This window comes from Psychrobacter sp. GTC18467 (assembly GCF_055397455.1).
The window spans coordinates 1,284,419-1,308,666 of sequence record NZ_AP038920.1; the positions used below are offsets into that span (position 1 = coordinate 1,284,419).

Here is a 24,248-nt window from a genome sequence, read left to right on the forward strand (position 1 = left end):
TATTATTATAAATATTTAGATAATCATCTTATTTTTTTTATTATATTCTTTTTTTATTTTTTTAAATTTGCCAGTCAGCGTTTTATATTATTATTGGTTCTCAGTATTATTTTTGACCCGCAGTAAAAATAGTATAAAAAAAGCAGGGGTCACTATAGGTGAACCCTGCAATAAAATGTAGCGAAGTGTGATTTATGTCATTACATCGTAAAGATAAATCTCGGTTATTTTAGTTACTTTGGTTGCTTTAGTTATTCGAAGTTAATCAGTTTTTTAGGTTGCAATCTGCCGTTCATTTCAATTGCTCCTAGCCCTAAAAACGTATCGGCGGTCGTCACCAGTTTAATATCGGTCAGGTCTTGACCGCTATCTTCAATCAGTGCTGCAATATCCGCAGTGATTTGCGCTTTGACATTGAGGCGCTGACCCATTTGAATTCGCGCGCACTGCTCAGGCGACAGTACAAGGGTAGCGTCAAGGTCAATGCAAGCATCAATCGGCAGTAATCGCGCCAGTCGCTCGCTATGGTTTAGCGCTTCAAAATCAGGTAGCGTTAGCGCTTGGTGGACATCAAATTTACCGACGCGCAAGCGGCGAAGTTCAGTTAAGTGCCCAAGCGTTCCAAGCGCTTTGGCAATATCCTCACCCAAAACGCGAACGTAAGTGCCTTTGCTACAAGTGACGGTGATTTGCAGTTGATTAGGCGCAATTTGAACCAATTCAAGCTGTTTAATGGTAATAGACCGCGCCGGACGGTCAATTTCAATCCCTTGACGGGCAAGCTCATAAAGCTTTTTGCCGTCTTTTTTCAGCGCCGAATACATGGGCGGTATTTGCAATTGCTCGCCTAAGAATTGCAAGCGAACTTGGGCAAGGTCATCCTCAGTGATTTTAGGGAAGCTTTGGGTGGCAATGATTTGACCCTCAGCATCACCGGTATCGGTTTGACTGCCAAGCAAAACCGTGGCTTGATAGGTTTTATCGGCATCTAGTTGATAGTGGCTAAATTTGGTTGCCTCCCCAAGGCAAATTGGCAAAAGTCCTGTCGCCATTGGGTCAAGCGTTCCGGTGTGACCGGCTTTTTTACTGTCAAACCCCTCAGCTTTCAGCAAATACTTGACCTTAGAGACCACCTGCTGCGAGGTCATGCCGATGGGCTTATCGATTAAGATAACGCCTGACACCTTTTTTTTAGCGACTTTATTCTTTGCCGGATTGGCGGTTGACGCGCTCATATTATGGCTTGCTCTCATCATTATCAGCTTCGTTTTGCTCAGTTTTGCTGACCGCTTGGTTGATAAGCGCCATCATATAATTGCCGCGAGCGGTGACCTCATCGTAATGAAAGCGCAGTCTTGGCGTGGTTCGCGTCTTTAAGCTGTGGCTGAGCGCTGAGCGCAAAAATCCGGCAGCTTTATTGAGCACTTGCAGACTTTGCTCATGGCTATGTTTAGTCATCGCGTCGTTCATTTCAGGCTCCATGATGGTGACATAAATGTCGGCGTAACCTAAATCGGGACTGACTTTAACGCTTGAAATGGTCACAAAGCCGGTCAGTCTTGGGTCGTTGACTTCATCACGGATTAACACGGCAAGCTCACGCTGAATTTGGTCTGCTAAGCGCTGTAAGCGTTGGTTCATAAAAATGTCCTAGTGTGGTTATCAACAAGTTTTTGAATAAAAACTTGATTATCGATTAAACAATTAAATTTTTATAGTTAAAAAAAGGTCTAACAGAATTATCCTGATAGACCTTTTTTCGGCAAATTAAGGCGATTGCCTATTGTAGCCGAACCGCAATTAAATGGTGCGCTCGACTTCTTGGATTTCAAAGACTTCGATTTTATCGCCGACTTCAACGTCATAACCGCGAACCGCAAGACCACATTCCATTCCGGTACGAACTTCATTCACGTCGTCTTTAAAGCGGCGCAAAGATTGCAATTGACCGGTAAAAATGACTTGGTCATCACGTAAAACGCGAATCGGTTTGTTGCGATAAATCGTGCCTTCAACCACCATACAGCCAGCTGCCGCGCCAAATTTACTTGAGCGGAACACGTCGCGAACTTCAGCAATGCCCAAGATTTTTTCGCGGTGCTCGGGCGCAAGCATACCACTCATTGCCGCTTTAACATCATCAATTAAGCCGTAAATGACGCTGTAGTAGCGGATATCAAGGTTTGCCGCGTCTGCTTTTTTACGCGCTGCTGCATCGGCTCGAACGTTAAAGCCTAATAGTACCGCTTCGCTTGATTCGGCAAGGGTCACGTCCGATTCAGAAATAGGACCGACACCTGAGCTGATTACGCGAACTTTTACTTCATCGGTTGACAGCTCATTTAAGGCGGCAAGCAGCGCTTCTAATGAACCACGAACATCGGTTTTAAGTACGATGTTTAAGAACGACACGTCGCCTTGACCCATTTGCTCAAACATATTTTCAAGGCGCATTTTGTTTTGGCGCTCAAGCTGCTGCTCACGCTCACGGTTGGTTCTAAAGTCGGCAACTTCACGCGCTTTTTTCTCGTCGGTGACCACTAAGAACTCGCTGCCCGCTGCTGGCGTTTCCGGAAGTCCTAAAATCTCAACAGGAATTGACGGTCCTGCCGATTTGATGCGTTGACCATTTTCATCAGTCATGGCGCGAACTTTACCGTAATGCTCGCCTGCCAGTACCAAGTCACCTTGCTTGAGCGTGCCTTTTTTGACCAAGACGCTCACCACCGCGCCGCGACCTTTTTCAAGTTTGGACTCAATGACCACGCCTTGAGCAGCCCCATCGAGTGGCGCTTCAAGTTCCATCAATTCAGCTTGAATGCTGATAAATTCAAGCAGCTCGTCGATACCTTGACCGGTTTTTGCTGAAATTTTAGCAACTGGCGTATCGCCGCCCCACTCTTCGGTGACCACGCCTTTGGTGGTCAGCTCATTTAACACGCGATCAGGGTCGGCTGATGGCTTATCCATTTTGTTAATGGCCACAATCAATGGCGTTCCGGCCGCGCGAGCGTGGTCAATCGCCTCTTCAGTTTGTGGCATCATACCGTCGTCAGCTGCCACAACAAGCACGACGATGTCCGTCGCTTGAGCGCCGCGCGATCGCATGGCGCTAAACGCCGCGTGACCTGGGGTATCAAGGAAGGTAATCACGCCGCGATCGGTGGTGACATGATAAGCACCGATATGCTGAGTGATGCCGCCCGCCTCGCCGGTGGCAACTTTAGTGGTTCGGATTTTGTCAAGAAGCGAGGTTTTACCGTGGTCAACGTGACCCATGATGGTGACTACCGGCGGTCTTGCCTGAACGTTGCTGCTGCGCTCATCGACGTCTTCGTGAAGCTCGTCTTCAACTTTGGTGTCGCTGACCAAAATAGGGTTGTGACCCATTTCTTCAACAATAAGGCTTGCCGTTGCTTGGTCGATGGTGTCAGATTCGCGAACCATTTCGCCCATTTTCATCAACAGCTTAATGACTTCACGGACTTTGATGGCCATTTTTTGCGCAAGATCAGAAACGACGATTTGCTCGCCAATTTCAACATCATGGACGATTTTTTCAACCGGCATTTCAAACTTATGCTGAGCCGCTTGCGCGGAGCGTAAACCGTTTTTACGGTTTTTCATTTCGCGTTCTTCTTGGTTTTTACGGCGGCGACCGCGAGCAGGAGCGGTGCTTGCTCCGCGTTTGATTTCGCGGCGCTCTTTTTCAAACGACTCTTCAAGTGCCGCGCCAACTAAACCTTCGGCTAATGGCTCATCACGGCGAACTTCAGTAACAGGCTCGCGATCAGTGTACTTTCCTGCCATTTTACGCATTTGCTCAAGGGTGCGCTTTTGAGCTTCTTCCGCTTGAATGCGGCGGTTTTCCGCTTCCAGTTGACGCAAGCGCTCTTCTTCAGCTTCGCGAGCAGCTCGGGCTTTACGCTCAGCTTCCGTTTCAACTTTAGGTTTAGGTGCGACCGCTTTTTTCTTTTCTTTCTCTTTTTCTTTGGCTTTGATGTCGATAGCCGCTTTACTGCCTTTTTTAACCACCACCGATGAAGTTAATGGCTCATCACTTTTGCCAGTGCTGCTTTTACCACCGCCAAAGCTTGCGCGCATGGCAGCAAGCGTTGCTGCTTGCCGCTCTTCAGCTTGCTTTTTGGCAGCTGCTTTTTCTTCCGCCTCTTTTATCGCGCGCTCTTGGGCTTCTGCCATGGCTTTTTCGCGGGCAGCAAGCTCTTGCGCCATTTTTTCAGGATCTGGCTTTTCAAAAACTTTTTTCTTACGAACTTCAACATTGACGCTTTTTGATTTTCCAGAAGATCCGGTCACGCGAGCGGTGCTGGTCGTTTTAGATTTTAGGCTAATTCGGCGCTTTTCTTGCTGACCGTGACTTTGTTTAAGATACGTTACTAATTTTTCTTGCTCAAGTTCGGTGACTAAGTCATCCTCCCCGCGAGCAGGCAGTCCGGCATCGACAAGCTGCTTTTTCAGCGCGCTTGCGGTTTTGCCAACCATTTCTGCCAATTCTTTGACGGTTTTATCTGCCATTGATTATCACCTACTGTCTATTGTTTGCTATGTGTTCAATTCAGTTGTTGGTCACAAGTGATTGCGCGCTGACCCAGCTTTTTATGATTGCTCAGTCAAATTAACGATAGCATACCACCAAAAGACAGTGGTATGCGGCTAACGCCTACTCATTGAACCAAGATTCCCGAGCTTTCATAATGAGTTGACCTGCGGTTTCGCTGTCCAAACCTTCGATATCTTCTAAGTCAAAGACGGCTTGCTCTGCCAAATCATCAAGGGTAATGATGTCTTTTTGCGCCAATTTATAAGCAAGACTCACGGTCATACCTTCTAAGTCTTGCAGCTCTTGGCTCGGCTCTTTCATATTTTGTTGCTTAACCAACTCATCCGCGATGACCACTTCTTTGGCGCGCTCTTGAATCATGTCAATGGCGTCATCGTCAAGACCTTCGATGTCATAAAACGTCTCAACCGGAACGTAAGCAATCTCTTCGATGCTGGTAAAGCCCACATCAACCAATGCTTGCGCCAAATCTTGATCCACCTCCAAGCGGTCATAAAATAAGTTAATAAAGGCTTTGGTTTCGTTTTCTTGCTGAGCTTGGTATTCAGACTCAAGCATCATGTTCAGCTTATAACCGGTAAGCTCAGATGCCAAACGCACGTTTTGACCTTGCGAGCCAATGGCGCGCGCCAACTGATCATTGGTACTAAAAATAATATCCGCGGTTTTCGCATCTTCATCAAGAATAATACTGCTGACGTCAGCAGGCTCTAGCGCACTGATAATATACTGCGCCGGATCATCTGACCAAACCACCACATCAATGCGCTCGCCATCCAGCTCTTGCTGAACCGCTTGGATTCTGGTGCCGCGCATTCCGATACAAGCGCCAACCGGATCGATGCGGTTGTCATTGGTTTTTACCGACACTTTTGCCCGCGTCCCCGGAAGTCGCGCCACGTTACGGATTTCGATAACTTCTTCCGCAATTTCAGGAACTTCTTTTTGCATGAGGGCGGACAGCATTTCAGGATGCGTTCTTGATAACAATAACTGGGCGCCGCGATTGTCACGATTGACGTGGTATAAGATGGCGTTGATTCTCGATTTTACGCGCAATTGCTCACGTGGCAGCATCTGATCTCGCGCCAAATAGCCTTCGGCATTGTCACCTAAATCAATGATGTAGCCATCGCGAGTTTGTTTTTTGACCTCGCCGTACATCATCTCGCCAACGCGTGGTTCAAACGCATCAGCAACCAAAGCGCGCTCAGCTTCACGGATTTTTTGAATGATCACTTGCTTGGCTTGGGTGGCGGCAATTCGACCAAACTCAATCGATTCAATTTGCTCTTCTTTGACATCGCCAATTGCCCATTCATTAGGATCAAGGTCACTAATGGCAAGCTGACACGCTGGCATTTCATGGTCTTCATCAGCAACCACCGTCCAATAACGATAAGTATCATAATCGCCGGTAGCACGATCAATCGCCACACGAATGGCAACTTCAGGCTGGTCGGTATAGACCTTTTTTTTGGTCGAAACCACCAAAGCGTCTTCAATCGCCTCAAAGATGTCTTCAGGATTTAAGCCTTTTTCATTACTGACGGTTTCAACCACCGTTAAAATTTCACGACTCATGCTTTAGTTATCCTTACCTTTTTGATTGGGCATCTTTTACCCCACATCATTACAAATTTTGGGCTTAAGGCTTAAGAGTAGCCGCGATATTGATTACAGCTCATCAAAAACCAAATTGGCTTTATCTATATTGGTTAATAAAATATCAAACGTCATGTTGTCGCTTGTGGTCAAGTTTAAACTTGCTTCATTGATGCTATTTAAAACACCCGTCACTTTGCGGCGCTTTTGATCACCTGTGCCAATCGCTTGAATCAAGCGTAGGCTAATGGTCTCACCGATATACTCTTGCAATTGATCATCAGAAAAAAATGAGCGATCAAAACCTGGAGAGGACACTTCAAGAATATATTCTCCTGCAATCGGGTCATGAACCTCAAGAACGCCACTGACTTGATGGTTAACTGCCGCACAGTCCTCGATGGTGACGTGTTTGCCGGCGGCTTTGTCCTCAGGCAAGCATTCGATATAAATGCGCAGTAAGGATCTGCGACCTTGCGGCGCAAACTCAACGCCCCACAGCGCCACATCACAAGCCGCGACAGCCGGCGCGATAATTTGGGTTAATTCAGCAACTTTGGTCGAAAGTTTCATGGTGTCTTGATCGCTTCCTATTCACAGCATTGCGGCGTGAGCATCATTTCCCACCTTGCCGCCAAAATATTTTTTAGACAACAGACCGCTGATATCGTCAAGCTTTGCTGACGCGTCGGTCTTTATGGGCATAAAGCTTAGCATATTAGACAAGATACTGCGGCAACACTTAAGTTTCAGATACAAAAAAACCCACAAACATAATGGTGGGTTTCTCGCAACTGACAATATTGCGTACAACAATCAGTATAAAAGTGGTAGCGGGGGCTGGATTTGAACCAACGACCTTCGGGTTATGAGCCCGACGAGCTACCAGACTGCTCCACCCCGCAACAATTTAGAATGCATACTATAAATGGTTTTTTATATTCTGTCAATGATTATTTTAAATAAATCATCTAAGCTCAAAAACCTAAGCCATACTATGCGTTTTGATGATTGTCTAAAGCAATCATTGGTGCGATTGGGGGGACTTGAACCCCCACAGCTTGCGCCACTACCCCCTCAAGATAGCGTGTCTACCAATTCCACCACAATCGCAATCTTTAGCATCACTGCCAAAAAGTAGGTTGGCATTGTAAGACGTCTTGCTCAAAATAGCAAGCGCTTATTATCAAGACTGCCTGATTAAGGTTAAGGATTTTGATTCAACGGTCTTGGGTTTTGTGGCGCGGTTGCAGGAGCGCTTGGACCATCTAAGCGGAACTGGTCTTCTGCTTGTTTTCTGGCGTGAACGGCAAGCGTCAAACTGGTAATAAAAAAGATAGCCGTCAAAATCGCGGTCGCTCGCGTTAAAAAGTTGGCAGAACCGGCTGCGCCAAAGACCGTTCCTGACGACCCTGCGCCAAAAGATGCCCCTGCGTCCGCGCCCTTGCCATGCTGAATCAAAATCAGTCCAATCATGGCAATTGCCACGATGATGTGCAAGGCTAAGATAAATGTAAACATGGTAACCTCGTTGCAGCCTGACGCTTAATTGCCAATGAAAGCTTGCGCGGCGTTGCAATAAAAATAAGTAGGCGCATTGTACCTGATTGCAAGGTCAAAATTAAAGGGGCTTATAAAAAAGCAACCTTAGGGCAATTTTGACGTCATGGTTTAAGCGCGCTGACCAAACGCCCGAACGATTGCCAAAAAGCTGTCGGCTTTTAATGACGCGCCGCCAACCAACGCGCCATCAATCATCTCGCTTTTGGCAAAATCGACAGCGTTATCGGCATTAACACTGCCCCCATAAAGCACGCTTAACTCAGCTAAGCGCGGGTCAAAACGGCTTAAGGTTTGCTTGATGTGCTCATGAATTTGGGTGACCTCAGCAACCGTAGGCACTTTTCCGGTACCAATTGCCCAAACCGGCTCATAAGCAATGATCAGCTTTTCGGTGAGCTTTTTTGTCAACTCAGGGTCATGTTGTAGCAGCTCTTGAACGACGCTGAGCTGATTTTCTAACACGGCAAGCGTTTGCCCATCTTTGTGCTCGGCTTCGTGCTCCCCAATACAAAAAATGACGCCCAAGTCTTTGTTCATCGCGTGCTGCATTTTATTTAAAAGCATGGCATTGGATTCTTGATGGTATTGGCGGCGCTCGGAGTGCCCTAAAATACAAAAGCTTGCCCCTGAGTCTTTGATTTGCGTCGCTGAGCAATCGCCCGTAAACGCGCCAGTCGTTGAGCTATGCGCGCTGATGTCTTGGGCGGCGCACAAAATGGGCGAGCTTTTAAGCTTATCGGCAGCTTGGTAGAGATGAATGCAGCTTGGGGCAACCATGATTTGGCAGTTCGATACCTCAGGATTGAGGGTGTCATCGCAAGCGATGGTGTCAAGCAAGGCATCAAGAAGCGCGGTCACATCGGTTGAGGTTGCCGGATTTTGTTTCCAGTTGCCAATTACAGCTTGCATGGTCATCTACCTTTTATTAATTGTCAAAATAAAGCGCCAAGACGGCAAAATTGCCCGCCAGTATAGCAAAGATTTAATTCAGGCTATAGTCCAACGTGCCGCAATGCCTGAAAAAGGCTTTATTTTTTGGCTGTAGTTTCATACACTTAAAATTGAGGTCAATGGGTCATTGCGGCTGGATATAAGGCACTGTTGTCACGATTTTTGCAAGAAATTTAGACTTATGACTGATAAAGTGACCGCGTTATCCCTGTTATTGGCGTCAACAGCCGCTTTTATTTTGCCTAACTTTTACTATCACGCTTCTTAAAAAACTTAAAATTTAATCCTAATTAAAAACTGTATTGTAATTTATTTGAATTTCTGCTCGAAAAAAGGAGAGCAACATGGCAACCACCAAAACCCCGCTTGGGGGGCTTGCGCTACAATTGGTCAATGAAGGTGTGGTCACCGAGGACAACATGCGCCGAGCGCAAGCAGATGCCGCTCAGCAGCAATCAGGGCTGATTCCGTATTTGGTTGACAACAAAATGGCAGCAGCGCTTGAGCTGGCAACCCTGCTGTCAAAAGCCTTTGGCGACCCTTTATTTGATTTAAATACCATCAATAATGAAGTCATCCCAAAAGACTTGGTCGATGAAAAAATCGTTCGCAAGTTTAACGCCCTGCCGATTTTTAAACGCGGTCAGCGGCTGTTTTTGGCATTAAGCGACCCCACAAAAATTGATGCCATTGACGCGATTGCTTTTAACTCGCGACTGTCGGTGGAAACCGTGGTTGTTGAAGAAGACAAGCTGCGGGCAAAAATCGATGCTATTTTTGCCGATACTATGCAAAACTTTAGCAGCTTTGCCGACAGTGATTTGGACGCGGGGTTTGGCGAGGAGGTGGTTGATGACGGCGAAACGGCGATTAATGACGGTGTTGATGAAGCGCCGGTGGTCAAGTTTGTGAATAAAATGCTCCTTGATGCCATTCGCATGGGCGCGTCGGATTTGCATTTTGAGCCTTATGAAAAAACCTACCGCGTCCGCTTTCGCGTTGATGGCGTCATGCAGCAAGTGGCAAGCCCACCGGTTCAGCTTGCCGGCAAAATTGCCGCGCGCTTAAAGGTGATGTCGCAAATGGACATCTCTGAGCGCCGAGTTCCGCAAGATGGTCGTATTAAATTAAAAATTTCCAAAAACAAAGCCATCGACTTTCGGGTAAACTCCTTGCCGACCCTTTTTGGTGAAAAAATCGTCCTGCGTATTCTTGACCCCTCCTCAGCGATGCTTGGGATTGATGCCTTAGGTTACGAGCCCGACCAAAAAGACATGTTTATGGAAGCGCTGCACAAGCCGCAAGGCATGCTGCTAATTACCGGCCCGACAGGTTCAGGTAAAACGGTGTCGCTTTATACCGGAATTAACATTCTAAATACCGGCGCCACCAACATTTCAACCGCTGAAGACCCCGTTGAAATTAACCTTGAGGGCATCAATCAGGTCAACGTTAACCCAAAAGTTGGCTTAACCTTTGCCAATGCGCTCAAATCCTTTTTGCGCCAAGACCCTGATATTGTGATGGTTGGTGAGATTCGAGACTTAGAAACCGCTGAGATTGCCATTAAAGCGGCGCAAACCGGTCACATGGTACTTTCCACCTTGCATACCAACTCGGCGCCGGAAACCTTAACGCGGCTTCGCAACATGGGGGTGGCGTCGTTTAATATTGCAACGTCTGTTAACCTTGTGATTGCTCAGCGCCTTGCCCGACGGCTTTGTAAACTTTGCAAAAAACCGGTCAACGTGCCGCGCAAAAGCTTGCTTGAGATTGGCTTTACCGATGCCGATTTAGACGATTCAAGCAAGGTGATTTACGAGCCGGTGGGTTGTAGCGAGTGCCGTGAGGGCTACAAAGGTCGGGTGGGGATTTATGAAGTGATGAAAGTGACGCCGGACATTTCGCGGATTATTATGGAAGATGGCAACGCTATTGACATTAAAGATGCTGCCCTTAAAAATGGCTTTCGCGATTTGCGCCGCTCAGGAATCTTAAAGGTGCTTGAGGGGGTCACCAGTATTCAAGAAATGATGCGGGTCACCTCAGAGTAAATAAATCAACAATATTAGGCAAAAATTTAATTTTTTAAGGTAATATTGCGCTACTATAGTAGTTATGTAAAGCTTAAGCCTGATTAACCGTTAAGCTTTGAACTTAATTGAAACATTATTTTAATTACTCATGCTTAATTGATGATAAGGATTTGACATGGCAAAAGCAAAAACCGACATGCTGCTTGATTTTGTCTATGATGGGGTCAACAAGCGCGGTCAAAGGGTTAAAGGGGAAACTACCGGTCGCAGTTTGGAGTTTGCTAAAGCAACTTTGCGCAAGCAAGGCATCACGGTAAAAACCATTAAGAAAAAACCCAAACCGCTTCTTAATTTTAAAAAAAGCATCAAACCGGTGGATATTGCCATTTTTTCGCGGCAGCTTGCCACCATGATGAAAGCGGGCGTACCTTTAACGCAATCGTTTGAAATTGTCGCGGACTCCCTTGATAATCCGGCAATGAAAGAGTTGGTGCTACAAATTAAAGCTGATATTGAAGCTGGCGGCACCTTTGCCTCAGCCCTGCGCAAGCATCCGCGCTATTTTGATGACCTGTTTTGCTCGCTGGTGGATTCCGGTGAGCAATCAGGGGCGCTTGAAACCATGCTTGAGCGCGTTGCCACCTACAAAGAAAAAAGTGAGCTGTTAAAAGCCAAAATCAAAAAAGCGCTCAAATACCCGATTGCGGTTATTGTCGTGGCAATTATTGTCACCATCATTTTGCTGGTTAAAGTCGTTCCGGTATTTGCCGATTTGTTTGAGTCCTTTGGGGCAGAATTGCCGGCCTTTACCCAAATGGTCGTTGGCATGTCGGAGTGGATGCAGTCGTGGTGGTTTGTGCTGATTATTGTCATCGGCGGCGCGGTGATTGGTTTTTCTGAAGGTAAAAAACGCAGCAAAAAGTTTCGCGATATGCTGGACCGAGCGACCTTAAAAGCACCGATTTTTGGCAACATTGCTTATCAAGCGGTGATTGCCCGCTTTGCGCGGACGCTGTCAACGACATTTGCGGCCGGTGTGCCTTTGATTGATGCCCTTGATTCAACCGCAGGGGCGACCAATAACGTGGTGTTTTATAATGCCACTCAGCAAATTAAAAATGACATCGCCACAGGTCAGCAGCTACAATTTTCCATGCGTGCCACCAATTTATTTCCCAGTATGGCAATTCAGATGGTCGGCATCGGCGAGGAAGCCGGAAGCTTGGAGGAAATGCTCGATAAAGTGGCGGTGTATTACGAAAACGAAGTCGATAACGCGGTTGATGGTTTGACGAGCCTGATGGAGCCGATGATTATGGCGATTTTGGGCGTTCTTGTGGGCGGCTTGGTCATTGCGATGTATCTGCCGATTTTCCAAATGGGCTCGGTGGTTGGCTAACGCGCTTTTGCTTAAAAAACAAAATGGAACCCTATTAACGGAAACAATATTGATGTCGTTTATCGCGTTATTGCAAGACAATTTGGCGCTTGCCTTAATTACTTTTGGTATTTTAGGGCTTTGCGTGGGTAGTTTTTTAAATGTGGTCATTCACCGCTTGCCGCTGATGATGGTTCGTGAGTGGCGGGCGGAATGCAGCACGTTTTTAAGCCATGAGCCGGACATTCCCAAAGCGCATTCTGGAGCCATCGCGGCAATTATTGCTACCGATTCGCCGATGACGCTAAGCACACCGGCATCAACCTGCCCAAATTGCCATCACGGCATCCGCTTTTATGAAAATATTCCGCTGATCAGCTGGCTTTTACTTCGCGGTCGCTGTTCGGGGTGTAAATCGCCGATTAGCATTCGCTACCCTATCGTTGAAGTGGTCACGGCGATTTTATCGGTACTAGTCATTTATCATTTTGGGGTGACGCTCGCAGGCGCAGCCGCGCTGGTTTTGGTTTGGGGCTTGATTGCGCTGACCGGAATTGATTTTGATACTCAGCTGCTTCCTGATAAAATTACCTTTCCTTTAGCAGGGCTTGGGCTATTGGTCAATGCCAAGCATATTTTTGTCTCGCCGACCGAGGCGATTTGGGGCTTGGTTCTTGGGTTTTTATCACTTTGGGTGGTGGTCAAAATCTTTTATTTATTGACCAAAAAGCATGGCATGGGTCAAGGCGATTTTAAGCTGTTGGCGGTTCTTGGTGCTTGGCTTGGTCCTATGATGCTACCGCTGATTATTTTATTGTCCTCCTTTTTGGGGGCGATTGTCGGTATTATTTTAATGAAAAAAGCAGGCGAGAGCCGACCGTTTGCTTTTGGACCTTATATTGCCATTGCCGGTATCATTGCCTTATTATATGGTAGCGACATTATCTCATGGTATTTGGGAATGTACGCCTAAACCAATTTTTTAATCAATTAAGTCAATGTTATGTCTCAACACAGTTTTATAGCAAGCTCAGAAGCAACTCTTACTTCCCAAAACCGACCACGATTGGTCGTCGGGCTAACGGGCGGCATCGGCAGCGGAAAATCAGCAGCAACGCAGTGGTTCGCTAAGCAAAACATTGATATTATTGACGCCGATGTCATCGCCCATGAGGTAATGGCAAAAGGCAGTAAAACGCTTAAAAAATTGCAGCGCAAATTTGGCGATTGGGTGATTCAAGACAACGGCGAGATGGACCGCGCTGCGGTTCGCAACTTGGTGTTCAGCTCGCCGGACGCCTTGATGGAACTTGAGGCCATCACCCATCCGGCAATCCGCGAAGCTGCCAAAGCAAAACTTGCTCAAAGCACCTCAGAGTATGTGATTTTATCCGCGCCGCTGTTAATTGAAGGCGCGGAAGCTGGACTTGCCAATTTATGTCAGCGCATTTTGGTAATTGATGCCAGTGAAACGGTTCAGCTTGAGCGTGCAAGCCGCCGCGATGCCCAAAGTGTCAGCCGCATCAAAGCCATTATGGCAAACCAGTTAAGCCGCGAGGAGCGCAACCGCCATGCCGATGATGTGGTGGTCAATGATGGCGATTTAACGGCGTTTTATGACAAGCTTGCGCCGCTGCATGAATTGTATTTGCAGCAGGCAAAGCTTTTTTAGTTTAAAATGTTATCAAGCTTGGCGTTGGCGGTTAATCTCGTAAAGCGCCATTCCGGTGGCAACGCTGACGTTTAAGCTTTGTAAGTTACCAAACTGATTGCCACTCATCGGGATATAAACCAGCTCATCGCAGTTCTTGATGGTAAGCTGACGCATCCCCTCGCCCTCAGACCCCATAATCAGCGCAACTTTTCCGCTAAAATCAACGTCAAATATCGGCTTTGCGGTGTCATCAAGCGCCGTTCCAAAGACAAACACGCCGGCTTGCTTAATTTGCCCAAGCGTTCTTGCCAAATTGGTGACGCTGACAACCGGAATAAGTTCCGCCGCGCCAACCGCAACTTTGGCAACCGTTGGGGTTAGACTTGCGGCATGATGTTTGGGGCAAATGACCGCATCAACACCCATCGCCACCGCCGTTCGCAAACAAGCGCCTAAATTATGAGCATCGGTAATTTGGTCTAAGACAAGCAGCAAACAGCTTGGGTTTTGAACGATATTATCAACAACGCTTTCATCAGCAAAATTCAGCGGCCGCGCATGCAGTACCACCCCTTGATGCTGCGGGCTGCCGCAAAGCTGAGTCAATTTGTCCTTTTGCGCGGTTTGGATGCTGATGCCGTTTGCTTTGGCGGCTGCCATAATCGCCGCTACCTGAGCGTCATTGTCACGAGCCGGCTGAACAAACAAGCTTAGGGCATCAAGCGGTCGCTGCTGCAATAAGGCGTCAATGGCGTGAATGCCATAAAAATAACAAGGCTTTGCCATACAAGTCCTAATAGTATTAATTAGCAATACAGCTAAGTAAAAAACAGTTAATTAAAAACAGCCAATAAAAAAGGCAATAGTTACCCTATCCGCCTTTTGCTGAATCGCCCTTTGTTTACCGGCTTTTTTATCAGCCTTCTGTTTTATCAGCCTTCTAAATGGCAAATATATTGAACGATGGTGTCGGTTTTGATTTGAAAGCTGCTGTCACCTTGCACAAAAAACGAGTGACCGCTGCCATAATAGGCAAAATCTTCTTCGCCCTCGACCATCACTTCGCAGTCGCCGCTGATGATTTCGATTTTTTCAGAAGTGTTGGTGCTAAATTTGTAGCTGTCAACCGTATCGTCACAAGGCAAAATGATGCCAATGGTCTTGTGGCGACCATCCTCAAACAAAATGGTGTGGCTGGTGCAGCGACCATCATAAGAGATGCTCGCCTCAACATTGATGGTCACATTGTTATATTGGGTCACTGACATAAGGTACTTCCTTATTAATAACGATTTATAAGATAAATAAGTGACTGATTAAACAACTAAAATTTGCCGTTATTTTGGTTTAATTCGTGTCTTAATGGGGCAAAGCTTTGTGCTAAAATCGTGCTGTGAGCAAAAGGCTTGCGCTAATCGTTTGGATTTAGTGAGATTATGCTACCACATTATTTCTAAAAAGTTTGTTACCATCAGTTTGAATCTAAAAAGATAAAGACGCACTACAAAAAATTCAGTCCCCATCACTACCCTTCTGGGAAAGCCAATTTATCACAAATTTTTATAATAATCATGAGGCTACTGCGCCAAATTGGGCGTAATTTTAAGTTATGGCAATTGTAATTATCAAGCTTGGTCATCATAATGGGCTTGAAGATTTTTATCGTAAATTTTAGCTAAAGCTGCTAGTTAATAAGAGGCGTTGATGCTGATATCGTTAACATTACACCAATTTGCGCTCGTCGATGAGCATGAATTAAGCCTTGATTCTGGCTTTAATGTCATCACCGGTGAGACCGGCGCAGGCAAATCGTTGCTGCTTGATGCGCTGTCTTTATGCTCAGGGGAGCGCGCGGCAAGCTCGATGGTGCGTCATGGGGCGGTATCTGCCGATATTTTCGCGCTGTTTGATGTGACGGACAATAACGTGGTCAAAGACTGGTTTGCCGCTCATGAGCGCAATCTTGACGACGATGAGATTTTAATCCGCCGGCAGCTTAGCCAAAATGGTCGCTCAAAAGCTTGGCTCAATGGCGCTCCGGTTAGCATTGCCGAGCTTAAAGAGCTTGGGGCGCTGCTGATTAATATTCACAGTCAGCACGCCCAGCAAGCGCTATTAAAGCCGCAATTTGTGGTTGATTGGCTTGATGACATGGCAAAGCTGACGCCGCTTGCTAAAACCGTAGCTGAAAAATTCGCCCATTATCAAGCACTAAAGCGCACTGCCGCAAACCTTGCCGAGCGCGAAGCCCAACGCGCCGACCGAATTCAGCTGCTGCAAAATCAGCTGAGCGACGTTGCGCCACTATTGAGCGTCGATTATGGCGAGATTGAAGCTGAGCATGAGGAACTGTCTAACATCGAGGCGCTCATGCAAGAGGCAAGCCATGCCTTGCATTTGCTGGATAATGACACTGACGCGCCGGATGTGATGACGCTGATTGGTCAAGCGATTAAAATTTGCGACCAACAAGTGGGGGTGAGCGCCACCTTTAGTCAAGCTTCCGAGCAGCTGTATTTGGCGCAGCAGCAACTAATGGACGTCACCGCTGCGCTGTCGGATTATGCCGACCAGCAGTTGCCCGACCCTGAACGGCTACAATCCTTAAATGAGCTGATTGCTTTAGGTCACAGATTATCACGAAAGCATCACTTGCCTGCTAATGAATTAATTGCTGAGGCGAAAGTTTGGCAAGAGCAATTGGAAGCCCTTGAAAATGAGCCAACATCGGAAGATTTAGCCGCGCAAATCAAAGAGGCTTGGCAAGACTATTTAACCGCGGCTCAAGAGTTAACCGAAAAACGCCAACAAGCGGCGCCAGCGATTGCGAAAAAACTGGTCGAAAAATTAAAGCCGCTTGCTCTGCCTAATGCGCGCTGTGAGTTTGTCTTTACCAAAAAAACCAGCGATAACCTTTATAACGCTCAAGGAACGCATGACATTGAGCTGCTGTTTAGCGCCAACGTTGGTATGCCGATGCAGCCTTTGCACAAGATCGCTTCAGGTGGCGAGCTGTCACGAATGGCGCTGGTCATGCAAGTGCTTGAGGTGACTCACGCCGATTATCATGCGGCAAAACCAATGCTGGTTTTCGATGAAGTTGATGTTGGCATTAGTGGGGCGACCGCGCAAGTGGTCGGCGAGCTTTTGCGCTCCCTTGGCGACACTCAGCAGCTGCTTGCCATCACTCACCAAGCCCAAGTTGCCGCGCAAGCCCATCAGCACATTTTGGTGAAAAAACATCACGACGAGCAGTCAAAAAGCGAGCTGATTATTTTAATGGACGATGCCAAAGTTGATGAGTTGGCAAGAATGTCAGGTGGCGTGGTGATTACCGAGGTTACCCGACGCCACGCGCAAAGTTTGCTTGATGCCATTGATTCATAATGGCTGCTTTTTTAATCGCTAACGCTTACTGATGCAAATTGGCGTTTGGTTGATTTTCGTGTCATGATCGCCATATAGTTTAAATGCCTTTTGCCAAATACTATATTGATAACTTTACGTTGATCCATTACGTTGAAAACAAAGCCTTATGACCAAAGCCAATTTGACCCACCATTTTTTGATTGCCGCCCCAAGCCTTGCCGACCCAAGGTTTGAAAAGGCGCTGATTTATATTTGCCGCCATGATGAGCACGGCGCGCTTGGGCTGATGGTCAATCGCCCGATTGACAGCGCTCGCGTTGGCAAACTCCTTGAAGACTTAAACATTGAAGTCAACAGCCCTGAGGTGATGGATGACGTTCCGCTTGCCGGTGGTCCAATGTATCCTGAGATTGGCTTTGTGCTGCATACCGGTCAGCCGGAATGGGCATCGTCGTTTGCCATCTCCGAAAACGTTTGCATCACCACCAGCCAAGACGTGCTCAAACGCATTGCCACAAGTCAAAGCGTCGGTCACTATTATTTGTGTTTAGGTCACGCCAGTTGGGGCAAAAAGCAGCTTGAACGCGAGCTTGAAACCGGTGATTGGCTTGTTTGTCCGGCTGACTTGACCTTGCTTTTTGACACGCCCTTTGATGAGCGTTGGCAGGCAGCAGCAGATAAAATCGGCGTGAATTTTGACTATTTAAGCGACGATATTGGTCACGCTTAAAGCGTTTTAGCATAAAATAGCAACAAGTAATTGGGCAAACAGGCAATAAGTTTTATGACACAAACCACCGCGGATAAGCTGATTTTAGGGCTGGATTACGGCGTCAAAAAAATGGGAATGGCGCTTGGCAATACCATCACCGGCACGGCGCGAAGCTTTGATATTTTAGCAATGAATAACGGTCAGCCTGATTGGGACAATTTGCTTGGGATTATTCAAACTTGGGGAATCCATCACGTGGTGGTCGGACTGCCTTTAAATATGGACGGCTCAAGCTCGATGCTGTCAAAGCGCGCTCATAAATTTGCCCGCCGCTTAGCGCACCGCTTGATGGAGCAGCGCATCAAAGTTGGCGTGAGCCTTTGCGATGAGCGCTTAAGTTCGGTCGATGCTCGCGAGATGGCTTGGGAAAATGGCTGGATTGACGATGTCCGCGCGGAAATTGATGACATTTCGGCGTGTATTTTATTATCCAGCTATTTTTCTGACCCCAGTAGCGTGATGGCAATTGATGCGATTAAAGCCGATTGATTTTAAAAACGCTTGTTAACTGCTTATTTTAGTTTTTACCTTGTTGACCGAGTCCCTTATGAGCCAAGATTCTGCTGCGACCCCAACTGCTATTGCGCCGCAAGTTATCCACGTGATTAAGGGCGCAGCTCGCGCCAACAAAATCGCCATTTATCTGATTTACGCCGCCATTGCTGCGTTTTTAATATTTGGAACGCTGGCAAGCTTGACCGCATTTCATGACAATCAGTTGTTATACCGCTTATTTTTTAATTTGCCGTATGCGCTGATTGCCCTCACCATTCCGGTGACCCTTTATGATGCCTTTATCATTTATCGCTACCGCTTAAGTCAGCCGTCGATGGTAGCACTTGCTATTGGGGTATCTGTGGTGGTCACGCTTGGTAATTTGATATTTTCGGACAGTATTTGGCTTGGGCTGTCCTGCTGGCTTGGCGTGGCGTTTTTATTTCAAGCCAACTTTAAGCGCTTTTTTAAATATTTAGCCGCAAGCACTTAATTTAGCGGTTTATTTACCTGTCTATTTAATTTTCCAATCTGTTAACTCTCCAATTTGATACTTTAAGCTTATGACCACTGAAAACCCAACCCCGACCTTTAACCATCAGCTTGACACCCAAGGCTTGATTTGCCCTGAACCGGTGATGCTGTTGCACCGCGCCATTCGCAATGCTGAAGGCGGTGAGGTGATTGAGATTTTGGCAACTGATCCTGCCACCACCCGCGATATTCCTAATTTTTGCCGCCATTTGGGACATGAACTTTTAAGCCATGAAACCCTAGATAAAACTTTAAACGACGCGCCAACTTACCGCTACTTGGTCAAGAAAAAAAGCGCTTAAATGTTTAAGCTAATAGTAGAGCCATTATGAGCCTTGACCGCGCGCTATTGCCACGAGCGCCCAAAGCGTTGGTAAAAAAAGATGAGCCGGAATATTTAACCGAATTTCGGCAAGCGCTGCTCGCTCGGGGGTTGGCAACACAGTCACGAAATGCGTATCTTCGTGATTTGACCCAAAGCTTGGCAGTCATTGATAAGCCGCTGCCGGAGTGGTCGGCGCAAGACGTTTTGGCTTGCCTTGCGGATGTTGAGCGCTCAGGAAAGTCGCCACGCTCGCAAGCACGAATGCTGTCAAGCCTTAAGCAGTTTTTTGCTTGGCTGATTGATGTCGGTTACCGCGAGGACGACCCCTGTGCGCAAATCAAAGCGCCAAAGCTAGGTCGCACGCTGCCAAAGGACTTAAGCGAGGATGACGTCGAGCGGCTATTGTCCGCGCCAGATGTCAGCTCCGCCATCGGACTTCGTGATAAAGCCATGCTTGAGGTGCTTTACGCCTGCGGGCTTCGGGTCAGCGAGCTGGTCAATTTATCCCTTGACCAAGTCAACCTGAACGCCGGTTGGCTGCAAATCGTTGGAAAAGGCAACAAAATGCGCCTTGTGCCACTTGGGGAATTGGCAAGTGAGGCGCTGAGCAATTATCTGACCTTTGGTCGCGGTCACTTGATTGCCCATCTAAAAGCTGGCAACTGCCAAGCGGTGTTTTTGACCACCCAAGGCGGCTATATGACGCGGCAAAACTTTTGGTATCTTATCAAAAAACACGCCAGTGCCGCCGGAATCGATAAAGCCTTGTCTCCGCACACTTTGCGCCACGCCTTTGCCACCCACCTTATCAATCATGGCGCAGATTTGCGCAGCGTTCAGCTGCTCCTTGGTCATAGCGATCTTTCAACGACGCAGATTTATACCCATGTGGCAACGGCGAGGCTGCAAAAGCTGCATGCGGAACATCATCCGAGGGGTTAAAGTAAAAATTAATAAATTATGGATAGAAATTAAATGAAAGAGTTTTTACTATTTATCTTTGTATTGGCTTTACATTTTTATTTTGAAAGAAACTATCCTAATAGTATTGGGCAATATTCTTTATATTTAATATTAGGAACTGCCCTTATATTGATTTATCGCGGTTTACGTTATTCGAGTTAAATGCGCTATGGTTATTTTCGTTTTTCATATAGTAAGTTGTAATTATACCATCGCCCATTTAATCTAAAGAAGCTCCTTACCGCTTCAATTTTCTAAAACAATATTAGGATTTCGCGCTTGTATTTCTTGAAGAAAAAGCGGCTTATTTTTAGGTGATATCAATACCGAATTACCCTGATAACTTATTTTAATTCTATCTAAGGATAATGCGGGAGAAGCTTTTATATTTCTTGTCGGGGTAATCTTGGTAATTTTTGCAATCTCAATCCGCTGAGTAAGAAAGCCATTATTTATAAGCAGCTGACTTTCTGTTAACGTATATTTTGTTCTAAACAGGGGTAACAGCATCAACGCTACAAAAGGAAGCAACATAAACGCTAAGAAAATGCTTTGCGCTAATGAACCATCACCATTCCTTTTCCATTGCCAAAAGGGAGCAGCTATTGTTAATAGGATAGCCCCAAAAAGTATCGCAGCAATCCAAAAATCAATTTTAGAAGTAAATACGAGATTTGCCATAAAAATGATAAAACCCACTTAAATAAACTTAAGTTTAGCAGATATGACTAATTTTAGTTGTAGTTATCATTCTTAAATCAATCCCTAGCTGCAATCCTCCCCTTTTCTCGCTACAATAACCGCCAGTTAAAACTATTCCCAAGCGAGAACCCCATGAGCCATACCCCGCCCGCCGATTTGCTAAAAAAAGCGCAATTTTGGCGTGATGACATCCAATTTCGCCAAGACGTTCTTGGTAAGCCGTTTGACTTTACCACCACTTGGGGCATTTTCTCCCCCGAAAAGCTTGATGATGGTAGCCTAATGCTGCTTGATTATGTCGATTTTCAAAGTGACGACGACTCGATAGATTTGGGCTGTGGCTATGGTGTTCTTGGGATGACGGCGGCGCGCGAGTGCCCAAACGGCAAGCATACCTTGATTGACAAAGACTTTGTGGCGGTCGATTATGCTCGCCGAAACTGCCAAAAAAACGGCTTAACGAACGTCGATGTTCATTTGTCCAACGGCTTTAACGAGGTTGACCCGACGAAAGACTTTAGCCTTGTCATGTCAAACTTGCCTGCCAAAGTCGGCAAAGAGCAGCACTATTTATATTTGCTTGATGCCCATGCCAAAATGCGCGAGGGCGGTCGTTTTTATGTGGTGACGATTAATGGGCTGCGGCAGTTTATGAAGCGCGCATTTACCGAAGTGTTCGGCAACAGCGACAAAGTCAAGCAGGGCAAGACCTACACCATTACCATGGCGGTAAAAGAATAGCTGTTAAGAAAAATCTTAAAATAAAAAAGCACGCTAAATTTTTATGGCTTAGCGTGCCTTTTTTAACAAAATTTTTATGGCAAATCAGGCGGTTACATTTGCCGTTTAAGCAAATAAAGCCCAAGCGCGGCGCTGGCGATAATCGGTAAAATGACCATAATCAGCGGTGAAACTCCTGTGGCAAGGGCAATAAAACCGACCAAATCTTGCAAATAGCTAAACAGCAAGCCAAAGAGCAGCGCCACTACAATTCGAAGCCCCAAGCTGTGGCTGCGCAATGAGCCAAACACAAACGAGCAAGCAACAATCACCAGTGACAAAATAGAAAACGGTGACAGCAGTTTTTGCCAAAATGCCAGTTCGTGGTCAAGCGAGCGCTTGCCCTGCTCGCGCATAAACTGCTTATGAGCATAAAGCTGAGTCAGGGACAAATCCTCGGCTTTTTTGGTGAGTAAATAAACCGATTCGGGCGCAAATGGTAGGCTAAGCGTTTGCGCGGGCGTGCGGGCGTGCGCGGTATCAAAGCCTTGATTGATGGTCAATTCGGTCATGTTGTTCAGCTGCCAATTGTAACGGTAGCGCTCGGTCAAAGTTTGGCTTTCAGGATTAAGCGGGATTTTGCCACTATATTTGCCGCCGCTTGCATGAATGGCGCTTTGCAAGTTGCCTTTATTGTCCAAATGCCAGCGCTTGACCTCACCGATATTGCCGTTCACATCCGCATAATCAATATAAAGCACGTCGTTGCCATCGACCACCTCGCCGTTTGGTGTTGATTTTAGCGTCGGCTGAACTGTCCAATAACCACGAACGGAAGTGACAAGGCTGGTGACATCGTCGTTGTTAATTTCTCCGGCGCGCTGATTGGAAATCGGCAAAACAAATTGATTGATAGCAAGGGCAAGCATAACGAAAATCAGCGCCGGTTGCAGCGCCCAGCCAACGATTTGATAAACGCTGACCCCTGCTGCGCGCATCACCACAAGCTCGCTGTTATTGGCTAAAAGCCCAAGCCCTACAACCGCCCCAAGCAGCGCCCCTGTGGGAATAAATTCTTCTAAAAAATACGGCGAGCGATAAAAAATATACCAAAGCGCCTCGCTGGTGGTGTAAGTGTCGGATAACGAATCCAGCTCGGACAAATACGAAAAGACAATTTGCAGCGCCCAAAGCCCCAAAACGGCAGCGACAATGGCAAATAGCGCATTTTTTTTGACATAGCGGCTGAGCACCTTTGCCGATAAAAAGCTTTGGCTAATGGTTTCGCTTTGCTGATTAGCTTTAAAAAACGCTGCCATCAGTCTTGACCTCCGGCGTTATCTAATAGCTTTTTATCTGCCACCCGAAAGCGCAAGCGGTGCTGAATCCGGCTGCCCCAATTGAGATAAAGCGCCAACGCCATAAAGCCTAAAATCAGCCAAGCGTTTGCCCAAATGCTCACATTGCCTTTACCAACCGCATTTTTTAAAGAAATCACCCCAAGTGCGCAGCTAACAAATAACAAAACTGACGGAAATAATCTGAGCCAACGACCTTGACGCGGTCGAACTTGCGCTAACGGCACAGCAAGCATTGGCGCGATAATCATCAGCCAAGGCAGTGCCAAGCGATAGCCAATCTCGCCTTGGGCGGCAGTGGTAGCCGCCGCATTGTTGTTATTAAAGGCGGCATTCCAAAGCAGCGCGATGGACTGAGTTTCGATATTGTCCTCGGTCACCTCTTCTTTTGGCGGCTCGGTTAAAGTGATTCGGTAGCGGTCAAAGCCCACTTGGTTGTACTTTAGACTTCCCGCGCCCACTTCATAGCGGCGACCTTGGAATAAGTCCAATTGCGTAATGCCGCTTGCCGGATTTTCCACTTGAGCGGCGCGCTTTGCCAAGATAATGGTGTCTTTACTAGTGCTATCAGCGTTGTTCACGATATTTTTTGGAATGTCCGGCAGCGATTCTAGCTCTTTGGCGTCCACTTCGTTAAACGCTGGTCGACCTTTTTCTTTGGGTTCAGTTTGAATCAAGACCACATTTTGCAGCTGTTTTTTATCGTCGCTTAAACTGCCAACATACAAATGATAATTGCCGCTACTGATGAACTCGTTAGGGCGGATTAAATCAAAGGCACTGCTGAGCGCTTGCTGTTTCCAGATATTTTCAGACTCACGAACGCCCCAAGGTTTGGCAACCACCGACAAGCCAACTTCCACCAAAAATAGCGTCAAAATCAGCGGCGTCATCAAACGACCAAGTCTACCGCGCGAGATGCCGCTACCGTTAATTACCGCCATTTCTTGGTCAACGTAAAGCCTACCAAAGACGAGCATCAGCGCAATAAAAAACGACAGCGGTAAAATTAATTCCAAAAAATACGGCAAATTGTAACCAATAATGGTAAACAGCAAGCCGACATCAAGACCGCCTTCAGCAGCAATGCCAAAGTAGCGAATCAGGCGACCGCCAAGCATCATCACCACCAAAAATCCAAGCACCAATGCCGTGGTTGAGGCAACTTGCTGGGTCATGTAGCGGCGCAATATCACAATAAAACTCTCTTTTTTTGCGGTTTAAACTTAACTTTTTACCGA

The 24,248-nt window shown here is 46.7% G+C and carries 23 protein-coding genes and 2 tRNA genes; 11 read left to right on the forward strand and 14 right to left on the reverse strand.

All coding sequences use genetic code 11. The features are described from left to right. Window positions 1-251: 251 nt before the first annotated feature. From truB to tpiA, 9 genes are all read right to left on the reverse strand, one after another. Window positions 252-1,253, reverse strand: coding sequence for a tRNA pseudouridine(55) synthase TruB (truB, locus tag ACZ5XY_RS05525; RefSeq protein ID WP_464743782.1), 1,002 nt, complete (start codon window positions 1,251-1,253; stop codon window positions 252-254). Further along, window positions 1,237-1,641, reverse strand: coding sequence for a ribosome-binding factor A (locus tag ACZ5XY_RS05530; RefSeq protein WP_464743623.1), 405 nt, complete (start codon window positions 1,639-1,641; stop codon window positions 1,237-1,239). Before ACZ5XY_RS05530 ends, truB begins: the two co-directional genes overlap by 17 nt. Before the next feature lie 159 nt (window positions 1,642-1,800). Further along, window positions 1,801-4,536 (reverse strand): translation initiation factor IF-2, encoded by a 2,736-nt coding sequence (infB, locus tag ACZ5XY_RS05535; protein ID WP_464743625.1) that lies wholly within the window; start codon window positions 4,534-4,536, stop codon window positions 1,801-1,803. Window positions 4,537-4,681: 145 nt separating this feature from the next. Beyond that, complete coding sequence (gene nusA / locus ACZ5XY_RS05540; RefSeq protein WP_464743627.1) at window positions 4,682-6,166, reverse strand: transcription termination factor NusA; 1,485 nt, start codon at window positions 6,164-6,166, stop codon at window positions 4,682-4,684. Between the two features lie 93 nt (window positions 6,167-6,259). Then, entirely contained in the window at window positions 6,260-6,760 is a 501-nt protein-coding gene (gene rimP / locus ACZ5XY_RS05545; RefSeq protein WP_464743629.1) for a ribosome maturation factor RimP, read from the reverse strand. A 255-nt stretch (window positions 6,761-7,015) separates the two neighbouring features. Then, a tRNA-Met gene (locus tag ACZ5XY_RS05550) sits at window positions 7,016-7,092 on the reverse strand. A gap of 123 nt (window positions 7,093-7,215) precedes the next feature. Next, a tRNA-Leu gene (locus ACZ5XY_RS05555) sits at window positions 7,216-7,300 on the reverse strand. A gap of 93 nt (window positions 7,301-7,393) precedes the next feature. Beyond that, the gene (secG, locus tag ACZ5XY_RS05560; RefSeq protein ID WP_464743631.1) at window positions 7,394-7,708 is read right to left on the reverse strand and encodes a preprotein translocase subunit SecG; all 315 of its coding nucleotides are present in this window, start codon (window positions 7,706-7,708) and stop codon (window positions 7,394-7,396) included. Between the two features lie 150 nt (window positions 7,709-7,858). Beyond that, window positions 7,859-8,659, reverse strand: coding sequence for a triose-phosphate isomerase (gene tpiA, locus ACZ5XY_RS05565; protein ID WP_464743633.1), 801 nt, complete (start codon window positions 8,657-8,659; stop codon window positions 7,859-7,861). Window positions 8,660-9,045: 386 nt separating this feature from the next. On the opposite strand from tpiA, the gene pilB reads away from it, so the two are divergent. The 4 genes from pilB to coaE all read left to right on the forward strand — a co-directional run bounded on the left by pilB (window position 9,046) and on the right by coaE (window position 13,787). Next, entirely contained in the window at window positions 9,046-10,755 is a 1,710-nt protein-coding gene (gene pilB, locus ACZ5XY_RS05570) for a type IV-A pilus assembly ATPase PilB (RefSeq protein ID WP_464743635.1), read from the forward strand. A gap of 157 nt (window positions 10,756-10,912) precedes the next feature. Then, on the forward strand, window positions 10,913-12,136 hold the full coding sequence (locus ACZ5XY_RS05575; RefSeq protein ID WP_464743637.1) for a type II secretion system F family protein: 1,224 nt from the start codon (window positions 10,913-10,915) through the stop codon (window positions 12,134-12,136). A 52-nt stretch (window positions 12,137-12,188) separates the two neighbouring features. Then, complete coding sequence (locus ACZ5XY_RS05580; RefSeq protein ID WP_464743784.1) at window positions 12,189-13,088, forward strand: prepilin peptidase; 900 nt, start codon at window positions 12,189-12,191, stop codon at window positions 13,086-13,088. 30 nt (window positions 13,089-13,118) lie between these two features. Further along, window positions 13,119-13,787, forward strand: coding sequence for a dephospho-CoA kinase (gene coaE / locus ACZ5XY_RS05585; RefSeq protein WP_464743639.1), 669 nt, complete (start codon window positions 13,119-13,121; stop codon window positions 13,785-13,787). Between the two features lie 12 nt (window positions 13,788-13,799). On the opposite strand, the gene rlmB is transcribed toward coaE, so the two are convergent. Beyond that, a complete protein-coding gene (gene rlmB / locus ACZ5XY_RS05590) occupies window positions 13,800-14,555 on the reverse strand; it encodes a 23S rRNA (guanosine(2251)-2'-O)-methyltransferase RlmB (RefSeq protein WP_464743641.1) in 756 nt (251 codons plus the stop codon). Window positions 14,556-14,701: 146 nt separating this feature from the next. Beyond that, on the reverse strand, window positions 14,702-15,037 hold the full coding sequence (ppnP, locus tag ACZ5XY_RS05595; RefSeq protein WP_201534294.1) for a pyrimidine/purine nucleoside phosphorylase: 336 nt from the start codon (window positions 15,035-15,037) through the stop codon (window positions 14,702-14,704). Window positions 15,038-15,473: 436 nt separating this feature from the next. Here ppnP and recN point away from each other — a divergent pair, with 436 nt between their 5' ends. The 6 genes from recN (at window position 15,474) to xerD (ending at window position 20,206) form a co-directional block, all read left to right on the forward strand. Continuing rightward, window positions 15,474-17,156 (forward strand): DNA repair protein RecN, encoded by a 1,683-nt coding sequence (recN, locus tag ACZ5XY_RS05600; RefSeq protein ID WP_464739739.1) that lies wholly within the window; start codon window positions 15,474-15,476, stop codon window positions 17,154-17,156. Window positions 17,157-17,304: 148 nt separating this feature from the next. Beyond that, entirely contained in the window at window positions 17,305-17,868 is a 564-nt protein-coding gene (locus ACZ5XY_RS05605) for a YqgE/AlgH family protein (protein WP_464739741.1), read from the forward strand. Window positions 17,869-17,922: 54 nt separating this feature from the next. Next, window positions 17,923-18,399, forward strand: a complete 477-nt coding sequence (ruvX, locus tag ACZ5XY_RS05610; RefSeq protein WP_464739743.1) for a Holliday junction resolvase RuvX — start codon at window positions 17,923-17,925, stop codon at window positions 18,397-18,399. 58 nt (window positions 18,400-18,457) lie between these two features. Further along, complete coding sequence (locus ACZ5XY_RS05615; protein ID WP_464739745.1) at window positions 18,458-18,898, forward strand: hypothetical protein; 441 nt, start codon at window positions 18,458-18,460, stop codon at window positions 18,896-18,898. Between the two features lie 70 nt (window positions 18,899-18,968). Further along, entirely contained in the window at window positions 18,969-19,241 is a 273-nt protein-coding gene (gene tusA, locus ACZ5XY_RS05620; RefSeq protein ID WP_464739747.1) for a sulfurtransferase TusA, read from the forward strand. Between the two features lie 26 nt (window positions 19,242-19,267). Further along, window positions 19,268-20,206, forward strand: coding sequence for a site-specific tyrosine recombinase XerD (gene xerD, locus ACZ5XY_RS05625; RefSeq protein ID WP_464739749.1), 939 nt, complete (start codon window positions 19,268-19,270; stop codon window positions 20,204-20,206). A 267-nt stretch (window positions 20,207-20,473) separates the two neighbouring features. Here the strand turns inward: xerD and ACZ5XY_RS05630 are convergent, their stop codons facing one another. Then, window positions 20,474-20,908 carry a PH domain-containing protein gene (locus ACZ5XY_RS05630; protein ID WP_464739751.1) on the reverse strand — a complete coding sequence of 145 codons (435 nt, stop codon included), beginning with the start codon at window positions 20,906-20,908 and terminating at the stop codon, window positions 20,474-20,476. Between the two features lie 153 nt (window positions 20,909-21,061). On the opposite strand from ACZ5XY_RS05630, the gene ACZ5XY_RS05635 reads away from it, so the two are divergent. Beyond that, complete coding sequence (locus ACZ5XY_RS05635; RefSeq protein ID WP_464739753.1) at window positions 21,062-21,670, forward strand: class I SAM-dependent methyltransferase; 609 nt, start codon at window positions 21,062-21,064, stop codon at window positions 21,668-21,670. A gap of 92 nt (window positions 21,671-21,762) precedes the next feature. On the opposite strand, the gene lptG is transcribed toward ACZ5XY_RS05635, so the two are convergent. Further along, window positions 21,763-22,968, reverse strand: coding sequence for an LPS export ABC transporter permease LptG (lptG, locus tag ACZ5XY_RS05640; RefSeq protein ID WP_464739755.1), 1,206 nt, complete (start codon window positions 22,966-22,968; stop codon window positions 21,763-21,765). Then, window positions 22,968-24,185 (reverse strand): LPS export ABC transporter permease LptF, encoded by a 1,218-nt coding sequence (locus ACZ5XY_RS05645; protein WP_464739757.1) that lies wholly within the window; start codon window positions 24,183-24,185, stop codon window positions 22,968-22,970. Before ACZ5XY_RS05645 ends, lptG begins: the two co-directional genes overlap by 1 nt. Between the last annotated feature and the right edge of the window lie 63 nt (window positions 24,186-24,248).

Coding starts and splice junctions, on each gene's coding strand:
- ruvX (WP_464739743.1), top strand. CDS start 17,923: ATGACACAAACCACCGCGGATAAGCTGATTTTAGGGCTGGATTACGGC.
- lptG (WP_464739755.1), bottom strand. CDS start 22,968: ATGGCAGCGTTTTTTAAAGCTAATCAGCAAAGCGAAACCATTAGCCAA.
- ACZ5XY_RS05645 (WP_464739757.1), bottom strand. CDS start 24,185: ATGACCCAGCAAGTTGCCTCAACCACGGCATTGGTGCTTGGATTTTTG.
- ACZ5XY_RS05575 (WP_464743637.1), top strand. CDS start 10,913: ATGGCAAAAGCAAAAACCGACATGCTGCTTGATTTTGTCTATGATGGG.
- ACZ5XY_RS05635 (WP_464739753.1), top strand. CDS start 21,062: ATGAGCCATACCCCGCCCGCCGATTTGCTAAAAAAAGCGCAATTTTGG.
- ACZ5XY_RS05580 (WP_464743784.1), top strand. CDS start 12,189: ATGTCGTTTATCGCGTTATTGCAAGACAATTTGGCGCTTGCCTTAATT.
- nusA (WP_464743627.1), bottom strand. CDS start 6,166: ATGAGTCGTGAAATTTTAACGGTGGTTGAAACCGTCAGTAATGAAAAA.
- infB (WP_464743625.1), bottom strand. CDS start 4,536: ATGGCAGATAAAACCGTCAAAGAATTGGCAGAAATGGTTGGCAAAACC.
- recN (WP_464739739.1), top strand. CDS start 15,474: ATGCTGATATCGTTAACATTACACCAATTTGCGCTCGTCGATGAGCAT.
- ACZ5XY_RS05615 (WP_464739745.1), top strand. CDS start 18,458: ATGAGCCAAGATTCTGCTGCGACCCCAACTGCTATTGCGCCGCAAGTT.
- ACZ5XY_RS05605 (WP_464739741.1), top strand. CDS start 17,305: ATGACCAAAGCCAATTTGACCCACCATTTTTTGATTGCCGCCCCAAGC.
- ACZ5XY_RS05630 (WP_464739751.1), bottom strand. CDS start 20,908: ATGGCAAATCTCGTATTTACTTCTAAAATTGATTTTTGGATTGCTGCG.
- truB (WP_464743782.1), bottom strand. CDS start 1,253: ATGAGAGCAAGCCATAATATGAGCGCGTCAACCGCCAATCCGGCAAAG.
- pilB (WP_464743635.1), top strand. CDS start 9,046: ATGGCAACCACCAAAACCCCGCTTGGGGGGCTTGCGCTACAATTGGTC.
- tusA (WP_464739747.1), top strand. CDS start 18,969: ATGACCACTGAAAACCCAACCCCGACCTTTAACCATCAGCTTGACACC.
- xerD (WP_464739749.1), top strand. CDS start 19,268: ATGAGCCTTGACCGCGCGCTATTGCCACGAGCGCCCAAAGCGTTGGTA.
- secG (WP_464743631.1), bottom strand. CDS start 7,708: ATGTTTACATTTATCTTAGCCTTGCACATCATCGTGGCAATTGCCATG.
- rimP (WP_464743629.1), bottom strand. CDS start 6,760: ATGAAACTTTCGACCAAAGTTGCTGAATTAACCCAAATTATCGCGCCG.
- tpiA (WP_464743633.1), bottom strand. CDS start 8,659: ATGCAAGCTGTAATTGGCAACTGGAAACAAAATCCGGCAACCTCAACC.
- rlmB (WP_464743641.1), bottom strand. CDS start 14,555: ATGGCAAAGCCTTGTTATTTTTATGGCATTCACGCCATTGACGCCTTA.
- ACZ5XY_RS05530 (WP_464743623.1), bottom strand. CDS start 1,641: ATGAACCAACGCTTACAGCGCTTAGCAGACCAAATTCAGCGTGAGCTT.
- coaE (WP_464743639.1), top strand. CDS start 13,119: ATGTCTCAACACAGTTTTATAGCAAGCTCAGAAGCAACTCTTACTTCC.
- ppnP (WP_201534294.1), bottom strand. CDS start 15,037: ATGTCAGTGACCCAATATAACAATGTGACCATCAATGTTGAGGCGAGC.